This is a genomic window from Roseicyclus sp., from assembly GCF_965662675.1.
Lineage (GTDB): Bacteria > Pseudomonadota > Alphaproteobacteria > Rhodobacterales > Rhodobacteraceae > Roseicyclus.
Genome location: NZ_CBFIIK010000136.1, coordinates 1 through 6,434 on the forward strand (window position 1 = coordinate 1; position 6,434 = coordinate 6,434).

Genomic DNA, 6,434 nt, shown 5'->3' on the forward strand with positions numbered 1-6,434 from the left:
TGCGGCAGGCAAGTTACACGCCCGCCTCTCTTTATTCTGGGTACAAAAACACACTATAGATATATATATCTTACCAAAGATTACCGAAGTCAATCTTAGCCACGACATTGGTTCGTTTCATTGCGGACTATCAATGCTCGACGCGCCCCGATCTGCGAATGTGCAAAAATTGCAAATTCAACGATTGGGGAAAACATGACCGCGCGCATCTGGGCACTTGTGATCGATCCAATGCATGCACGCGTGTTACGCGGGTTCGAGAGTGGCGACGGCGAAGAGCCGATCGAATTTGTCAGCCATGCCCCGGCGACACGTTTGCGGGCCATCTTGTCGGGCGCCGTGCTTGGCACAAAAAGTGATGGTCACGACACGCAGGGCGCTGCCCCCGCGCCCATCGACGCCGAGGAACTGCGCGAGGATACGGACGAGTTCTTGCGCGAGACCTTGAGTTTTCTCGAGACCCAGCACCGCGCGCATCGTTTCGAGCGCCTCGCCGTTTTCGCCGACCCTGCCATTCTCACCAGCGTGCGAACGCAGTTGTCGGCCCAGTTGAAGGACGGGCTGATCCTGCATCCGGCGCGCCGCCTCATGACCTTGGCGCAAGATACGCTGCATCGACGGCTGCGCGACCTGATCGACCAATCCGACAAACAAGGCGGCGCAGGGCCGCGCAATCAAGGGAGTGATTGACCGATGACGATACTACAAGACAACCAATCCACACCGAACACCTGTGCGGGCTGCGATCCACGGACAAGGGCATTGTGCAAAGCGGTCTCGGCGGCATCGGCCGGTCGCGCCGCTATCCGGCTGCGCAAGCTTCCGGCGGGTTGGGTGCTGCAAGATGAGGGTGAGGCCCCCAAGCTGACAGGCATCTTGCGGCGTGGCTATTTGCGCACCGAGCGTATCCTCGAGGATGGTCGGCGCAGCATCGTGGGGCTGGCGCTGCCATCCGACCCGGTCGGTGCGTGGCTGGGGCAAGACGGTAGTTGCAGCATCAGCGCGGCGACCGATGTCGAGATCTGCAGCTTCGACCCGCAGGTCTTGCGCCGCCTATTTGAAAAAGAACCCGAACTGCGCCTCGAAATCCTGCGCGCCGCAGCCGAGCAATATGCCCGCCAATTGGAACTGCTTTGGCGGCGCGGCGCGCTCAACAGCCGCGAGCGGATCATCGCCTTTCTGGTCATGGCCGCCGAGATCATGCCAAGCGAACCCCTACCGGGCGGTGGGCTTGTGGTTTCGGTGCCGATCTCGCGGCGCGATTGGGCCGATATGACCAACACGACCGTCGAAACGATCTGTCGCACGCTCGGTCAACTCGCCGAACAAGGGCTGATCGAAAGCCGCGCGCAGGGCCGCTACCTGATCAATGATCTATCCGCCTTGGCCGATATGGCCGGGATCGACCCTGAGACGGATGTCATGGCTATTTGCCGGACCGAGGGGTTGGCACGCGCGCTCGGCGGGACGCGGCCAATCCAGATTCGGCTTGATGCCGATGACACGCCGTATCGGCCCGGCGATCGCGCCGCGCAGCAAATGGCGCAGCCAAGCACGCCGCCGCAGCAATTGCCGATCTAGGACCGGCCCCGCCATGATTGCGGCCCGTCAATGTCGCACCGCGCGTTTCAGGCCGCAATGGCAAGACCCTGCCTGCCGCATCACGCGGCGATATCAAAACAAGGAGATCAGGTCATGACCAAGCAAAGCGGTTCTGTGGATGTGCCATCCAAAGCGCCGGGTGAAGCGCGCAGCCATGGTGCGGGCTGGGCCCCACTTGTCACCTTGCGCGACGAGATCGACCGCCTTTTCGATGAATTCGGAGCCGGGCTTTGGCGCGCACCACGCGCGCACCGCTTTGATCCGCGCGCGATGTTTTCCAACGAACAACCGCTTGTTCCAGCGCTCGAGATGGTCGATCGCAACGGGCATTACGAGATCAAGGCCGAATTGCCCGGCCTCGCACCGAGCGATATCGAGGTGCAGATCGATGCCGGGATGCTGACCATCAGCGGCGCGTTATCCCAAGAGCAGCGCGCCGAAAAAGCCGATTTCCTTGTCAGCGAGCGCCATTACGGCGCGTTTCGGCGCAGTCTGCGCCTGCCACCCGCGGCCGATCCCGACCAGATCGCCGCCCGGCTTGCGCAAGGTGTCTTGACCATCACCATCCCCAAAACGGCCAATGCCCGCGAGACCGCGCGCAAGATCGCGATCAAGGCGGCATGAAAAACGGGCGGGGGGCGCGCATGCAAGCCGCCCCGCCCATCGCGCTGGATGAGTGCAGGCTCAATCTTGGACCGACTCCAGGTAATGGGCGATCGACAAGATGCGGCCCCGCACGATCACCTCGGCCCGGAAATGCCCCCCTTCGGCCAAAGCCTGCGGCATGAAACGCGCGCCCCAGACAGGCATGATCGTGCCATGCGCGCCGACACCGCTGCGCCCGTCGATGATCTGCACCACCTTGTAGAGCGGAAATTCACCATCATTCTCACGCGTCAGTGTTGTCAGGCCGGGTGTGTCGACATTGAGATAGCGCGCCACCGGCCCATCGCCGCGCGCGCTTTCGCCATGACAGGCCGAACAGCTGTACATGTATTCAAGCCGCCCGGTGTCGTCGTTATCGTCATCGTCTTCGGCCATGGCCGGGACGGCGGCCAGCATCGCGGCGGCGAAACCAAGGGCGATGGCGCTGCGGGGCTTGGGGCTAGGCTGGGGCATGTGGATCTCCTGGTTCTGGGAATGGAACGCGCCGGTCAGTCTGGGCCGCCCGAGCGAGGCCCACATTGACGGGACGCAAACCGCCCGAGCTTGGAGGCTTGCGCCCCATCAATGCCCGCCCGTGCCCACGCGTTAGCATCGGGGCCTGCACATCGCTTATCCGCATGGAGGAAGATCATGAACGACAAGGAATTGCGGCTCGATATTCTGGAGGAACTGGATCTCGAACCCAGCGTCGACGCGGCCGATATCGGCGTCGCCGTCGATGGTCAGGTGGTGACATTGACCGGACATGTCCGATCGTTCAGCGACAAGGTCACCATCCGCGAAATCGTCGAAGGTATTCGCGGCGTGCGCGCCATCGCCGACGAGATCGAGGTGCGCCCCATCGGCGCGCATATCACCGCCGATGACGAGATCGCCAAGCGCATCGTCAACACGCTGAAATGGAACAGCTCGGTTCCCGATGAAAAGATCAAGATCACCGTGACCAAGGGCTGGGTCACGCTCGACGGTCAGGTCGAGTGGCACTATCAATCGACCGCCACCGAACAGGCCGTGCGCCGCTTGGTAGGGGTGACGGGCGTCAATAACCGTTTGCGCATCACCCCGGCGGTGAAACCCGCCGATGTCACCCAGCGCATCCAAAAGGCGCTACAGCGCGACGCCGAGCTCGATGCCAGCGCGATCAAGGTCAATGTCGATGGCGGCAAGGTCACGCTCGAGGGCCGCGTGCGCTATCTGGGCGAGCGGCGCAGCGCCGAGCGCGCGGCATGGTCCGCCCCCGGTGTGACCGAAGTTGTCGATCATCTGACGGTCAGCTGACACCCCATCCGATGCGCCGGGCTCTCGCTACCCGCCGCCATGCCGCCACGCCCCCGCGCTTTGCTCAAGCGCGGGGGTCTTTGCGTAATGCTGCGTGCAGGCGTCTTCGCGGCCACGGATCACGCGCAGGCCCTTGAGTGGCCCACTGGTCTCGGTCACGATCGTCGCGCGCCCCTCGGCCCCACCATCGGGGCGATGGTAAATCACCACCCAATCGCGCGTGCGGCCCAATTCATGGGCATGGGCGGTATTCGAAAAAAGCGCGGTGAATTCCCATCCGTCCGCGTGGTGATGCATGATCGGCAACCATGCCGCGCCTGCGGGGTTGAAGCGGCGCGGCGCGATCAGACGCAGCGCGCCCGCCGCGGCCTTGGCGCGGTAGCGCGCATCCATCGAAAGCAGCAGATCGACGGGTGGTATGGGCGCCTCTTGGGCGTTACGTGCCCTGCCCCTGCCATCGGGCACGCGGTTCAAACGCTGCGCCAAACCCGCCAAAATCGCCGCGCGCCGCCGCGCCCCGATGCCTTGCACCTCGGCGTCACCCAAACGCAGCACCGCTTCCAGATCAGGCAAGCTATCGACACCCAAGGACTGCACAAGGCGGCTGGCCAGAACCGGGCCGATACCCGGTATCGTTGCAAAAAGCCGCTCGGGTGTCAGGCTTTGCACGCGCTGCTCAAGCTGGCGCCATCGCCCTGTGGTCAGCATCTCGACGATCGCCGCCGCAATCCCACGCCCGATCCCGCGCAAGGCGATCAGCGCATCGATCCCACCGACCTCGAAAACCTCGGATAGGGGGCGATCAAGGGCCATGATCTCTTCGACCGCGGCACGATAGGCACGGATGCGGAAGCGGTCCCCGCCCTCTGCCGCCAACAGATCGCCATAGCGCGCCAGCCGCTCGGCGATCTGGCTGTTGGTGTCGATCTGGGCGGTGGCATCGGGCGCGGCTGGTGGTGCGGGCGATAGCATGGGCGGGCCTCCGATCTGCGTGCGGGCTGGGCGGGTTCGGCGCGGCGGGCGCGCCACCACAGGCTGCGCAATCGTCCGACAAGCGGCATTGACGGGCATCAAGCGCTGACTTGGCGGGGGGCCCAAACCGAGGGCGACGCAGGAGAACTGGGGACATCTCGACCGCATCGCCCCCGTGGTCCGGGGCAGGACCGGACCCGCCGCGATCTGGGCGTGTGGTCACGGGGGTTAGCCCGATACACCGTTTCCAGACCGCAGCGGATCAGCCCGATGAGGTTCATGGCGGGTCAGGTCATTTTGGCTACCACCCTTTCGCCCTAAGGCGCTCCGATCGCGGCCATGTCCCTTCCTGCTCCCCTCATCGAGAATTTCATACTCTCACCAAGGGCCGAATCGCGCATTGACGGCGCGCAAATCAACCCTGGCTGCCCCTTTGCAGGCGGCATGAAACTTTCGCGCGATTGCTGCCAAAGGTTGCCCCTTTCATAGTGCGCGGTGACGAACGGACCCCGCAAGGGGGCGCATCGCGGCGGGAGGCAGCATGGCGAAGGCAAAGGCGAAAGATCAGTGGCAACGCCTGTTGGAGGTCACCGTCGCCTTGGAAATCTCCAAGACCGAGCGCGACGCCTTTCGCGAACGCTTAGAGGAAATGCGCCAGCAACTTGCGGCCGTCACCACGCGCGCCGAGCGTGCCGAGCAACGGCTGGAGGAGACCACCCGCATGCTGTTCGATCTCAGCCGCGACGCGGTGGCGACACGCCCGCAATCGACCGCGACCGAGGTGATGGTCGAAGGGCGCAGCGTGCTGCGCCTGAGCCGCCCGGTCGGCATGGACAGACCCCACGAGATGCGCTGGCCCCAAGGCTAGGGCCATGCGCCTTGCATCGCTGCGCCGCTTTGCCTAAGCGATCAGCCAATCCATGAGACCGTCGCCACCGAAGGAGCGCCCGGGCATGACCCTTTTCAGCGACCCGCGGCAGATCGATGTTGTCGCGCCGAATTTCAAGCGCCGCCTCTCAGGGGTGACATCGACCATCGTGCGGCTTGTGCCGATACAAGCCCAAGATATCGCCATCGCCGCCGTCGGCCCCGTGCTGCCGGCTCATGTGCCACAGATCCGCCTGCGCGATCTGATCACCCTGCCCCGCCGTGGCCCGCATGGTGCGCGCGTCTGGCATGCCCGCCGCAACACCGAGATGCTGGGCGGCTTGGCGCTGAAATACCTGTTGGGAAAGAAGCTGCGGCTGGTCTTTACCTCGGCCTCGCAGCGTCACCATACATGGCTGACCAAGGCGTTGATCGCGCAGATGGATGCGGTGATCGCGACCTCGGCGCGCACGGCCGCCTATCTGGAGCGCCCCGCCACCGTCATCTTGCACGGGATCGATGCCGAAAGCTTTCACCCGCCCCAAGACCGCGCCGCGATCCGACGCGCGTTGAACCTGCCGGAAGATGGGGTCTTGATCGGTTGTTACGGCCGTATCCGCGCGCAGAAGGGCACCGATGCCTTTGTCGATGCGATGATCGCGGCCTTGCGCGACCGTCCCGATGCGCGCGCGCTGGTGATGGGGCGGGCCTTGGACAAATATGCCGATTTTGCCCGCGATCTTGAGGCGCGCGTGGCGCAGGCTGGCTTGGGTGAACGCATCTTGTTCCGCCCCGAAGTTCCGGTCTGGGAGATGCCACAATGGTACCAAGCGCTTGATCTGTTCGTCGCACCACAACGCTGGGAGGGCTTTGGGCTGACCCCGCTTGAAGCCATGGCCTGCGGCGTGCCAGTCGTGGCCACCACCGTCGGTGCCTTCGAGGAGTTGGTGGCCGATGGCCAGACCGGTTTCCTGGTTCCACCGGATGCGCCGGATGCCATTGCCACGGCCACAGCGCAGCTTTTGGATAACCCGCAGCTGCGCGCCCAG

Annotated in this window: 9 protein-coding genes; 7 read left to right on the plus strand and 2 right to left on the minus strand. The window is 64.2% G+C overall.

What is annotated here, in order from left to right; all coding sequences use genetic code 11:
* The 4 genes from ACTG4J_RS14235 to ACTG4J_RS14250 all read left to right on the plus strand — a co-directional run.
* A partial coding sequence (locus ACTG4J_RS14235; RefSeq protein ID WP_439140400.1) for a hypothetical protein occupies positions 1-199 on the plus strand: 199 nt, incomplete at its 5' end.
* Positions 196-690, plus strand: a complete 495-nt coding sequence (locus ACTG4J_RS14240; RefSeq protein WP_439140401.1) for a host attachment protein — start codon at positions 196-198, stop codon at positions 688-690. The genes ACTG4J_RS14235 and ACTG4J_RS14240, both read left to right, overlap by 4 nt.
* 3 nt (positions 691-693) lie before the next feature.
* A complete protein-coding gene (locus ACTG4J_RS14245) occupies positions 694-1,581 on the plus strand; it encodes a Crp/Fnr family transcriptional regulator (RefSeq protein ID WP_439140402.1) in 888 nt (295 codons plus the stop codon).
* 114 nt (positions 1,582-1,695) lie between these two features.
* Entirely contained in the window at positions 1,696-2,226 is a 531-nt protein-coding gene (locus tag ACTG4J_RS14250; protein ID WP_439140403.1) for an Hsp20/alpha crystallin family protein, read from the plus strand.
* Positions 2,227-2,286: 60 nt separating this feature from the next.
* Here ACTG4J_RS14250 and ACTG4J_RS14255 read toward each other — a convergent pair whose 3' ends face one another.
* Positions 2,287-2,721, minus strand: coding sequence for a c-type cytochrome (locus tag ACTG4J_RS14255; protein ID WP_439140404.1), 435 nt, complete (start codon positions 2,719-2,721; stop codon positions 2,287-2,289).
* A 177-nt stretch (positions 2,722-2,898) separates the two neighbouring features.
* Between ACTG4J_RS14255 and ACTG4J_RS14260 the strand changes: the two genes are divergently transcribed.
* Positions 2,899-3,546: a BON domain-containing protein gene (locus tag ACTG4J_RS14260; protein ID WP_439140405.1), complete on the plus strand. Its 648-nt coding sequence runs from the start codon at positions 2,899-2,901 to the stop codon at positions 3,544-3,546.
* Between the two features lie 27 nt (positions 3,547-3,573).
* Here the strand turns inward: ACTG4J_RS14260 and ACTG4J_RS14265 are convergent, their stop codons facing one another.
* Positions 3,574-4,518, minus strand: coding sequence for a DNA-binding protein (locus ACTG4J_RS14265; RefSeq protein WP_439140406.1), 945 nt, complete (start codon positions 4,516-4,518; stop codon positions 3,574-3,576).
* A 541-nt stretch (positions 4,519-5,059) separates the two neighbouring features.
* Here ACTG4J_RS14265 and ACTG4J_RS14270 point away from each other — a divergent pair.
* Entirely contained in the window at positions 5,060-5,386 is a 327-nt protein-coding gene (locus ACTG4J_RS14270; protein ID WP_439140407.1) for a hypothetical protein, read from the plus strand.
* Positions 5,387-5,471: 85 nt separating this feature from the next.
* On the plus strand, positions 5,472-6,434 hold a 963-nt coding region (locus tag ACTG4J_RS14275), incomplete at its 3' end, for a glycosyltransferase family 4 protein (RefSeq protein ID WP_439140408.1).

Coding starts and splice junctions, on each gene's coding strand:
- ACTG4J_RS14270 (WP_439140407.1), top strand. CDS start 5,060: ATGGCGAAGGCAAAGGCGAAAGATCAGTGGCAACGCCTGTTGGAGGTC.
- ACTG4J_RS14250 (WP_439140403.1), top strand. CDS start 1,696: ATGACCAAGCAAAGCGGTTCTGTGGATGTGCCATCCAAAGCGCCGGGT.
- ACTG4J_RS14265 (WP_439140406.1), bottom strand. CDS start 4,518: ATGCTATCGCCCGCACCACCAGCCGCGCCCGATGCCACCGCCCAGATC.
- ACTG4J_RS14260 (WP_439140405.1), top strand. CDS start 2,899: ATGAACGACAAGGAATTGCGGCTCGATATTCTGGAGGAACTGGATCTC.
- ACTG4J_RS14255 (WP_439140404.1), bottom strand. CDS start 2,721: ATGCCCCAGCCTAGCCCCAAGCCCCGCAGCGCCATCGCCCTTGGTTTC.
- ACTG4J_RS14245 (WP_439140402.1), top strand. CDS start 694: ATGACGATACTACAAGACAACCAATCCACACCGAACACCTGTGCGGGC.
- ACTG4J_RS14240 (WP_439140401.1), top strand. CDS start 196: ATGACCGCGCGCATCTGGGCACTTGTGATCGATCCAATGCATGCACGC.